Genomic DNA, 1326 nt, shown 5'->3' with positions numbered 1-1326 from the left:
GTGGACCTGGCGCCGGCTGAACATCACCATGCAGGCCCAGCAGATGACCAACTGGTGCTGGGCCGCGGCCGGCGACACCGTCGCGGAGTTCTACGGTCACGACTACTCCCAGAACCAGTTCTGCAACCTCGCCTTCGGCCGGGCCGTGAACAGCTCCTGCCCCAACTGGCAGGCCACCCTCGGCAACGACCAGCAGGCGTTCGACTCGATGGGCATCAACCCGGGCCGGTACGTCAACGGGTACCTGGACTACGCCACGATCACCCGGGAGATCGACGCCGACCGCCCGGTGATGTCGCGTATCCAGTGGCAGTCCGGCGGCGGCCACATGCTGACCGTCTACGGCTACGACGTCAGCAAGAACTGGGTGTACTGGGGTGACCCGTGGCCGTCGAGCGGCCGCTACAACTGGGCCACGTACAACTACTACGTCGACAACGGCTCCTTCTTCTGGACCCACTCCCTCTACGGCATCGGAGCGTGAGCGCAGCATGCGACCCCAACGCCGACACTCCGCCCGCCCGGCCCCGCGCCGTGCCGCACCGCTGATCGCACTCCCCGGCGCCGCCCTCCTCGGGCTGGGCCTGCTGGCCACCGCCGTACCCGCCGCCGCGGACCAGGCGGAGCGTCCCGCCGCCCCCGCGGTGGCCGAAGCCCTCACCCCGGCACAGCTCTCCGCCGCCCACCGGGCCGCCGGCTCCGAGGCCACCCTGGAGGTGCTGGAGACCTTCTTCGCACGCGACGGCCTGCCGCCGGACCAGAAGGGCAGGCTCGGCCCCGCCGAGGAGGCCGCGGCGGCCGAAGCGGCCGACCCCCGCCTGGTCGGCAGGACGGTCCCCGTCTACTCGCTCAACCCGGAGTTCGTCACCGCGGACTCGGCCGACCGGGCGCCGGTGGCCACGATGGAGTACGCCGCGTCCGAGGCGGTCGACGCCGGGGGCGACAGCGCCTCGGTGTGGACGGCCTGGGTATCGGGGCGGTGGCAGGTGGTCAACATCGCCACCGGGAGCGACGAGACCGACTACGCGGCCCGCGCCGGCGCCGGCTCGGCGGTCTTCCGGGAGCCTCAGCTGAACGCCTGGTACCGGGTGACCGACGGCCGGGTCGTCCCGCTGAACGGGGAAGCCCGCGGCTCCGTCGGCGCCGGGGGCACCAGCCTGGCGCGCTACCAGCGCCTGGTGCACGAGCGGTACGCCGACAAGATGCCGGGGTCCGGCTACGACAGGCGCGGCTCCGCGGGCGGCTTCGACACCGGCGCCGGCCTGCCCCCGGCCGCCGCGGACACCGGCGCGGGCCCGGGACCGGACGCCGCACCGACAGCCGCCG

Annotated in this window: 2 protein-coding genes; both read left to right on the top strand. The window is 73.6% G+C overall.

Annotated features, from left to right (window positions below; all coding sequences use genetic code 11):
* A partial coding sequence (locus H5J30_RS33715) for a papain-like cysteine protease family protein (RefSeq protein ID WP_181791575.1) occupies window positions 1-484 on the top strand: 484 nt, incomplete at its 5' end.
* Window positions 485-491: 7 nt separating this feature from the next.
* The coding region (locus H5J30_RS37210) for a hypothetical protein (RefSeq protein WP_258563673.1) at window positions 492-1326 on the top strand (835 nt) is incomplete at its 3' end.

Origin of the sequence: Streptomyces phytophilus (assembly GCF_013870535.1) — a bacterium.
Classification (GTDB): Bacteria; Actinomycetota; Actinomycetes; order Streptomycetales; family Streptomycetaceae; genus Streptomyces; species Streptomyces phytophilus.
The sequence above is the reverse complement of the archived record's forward strand: the minus strand, read 5'-3'. Positions and strand labels throughout refer to the sequence as shown.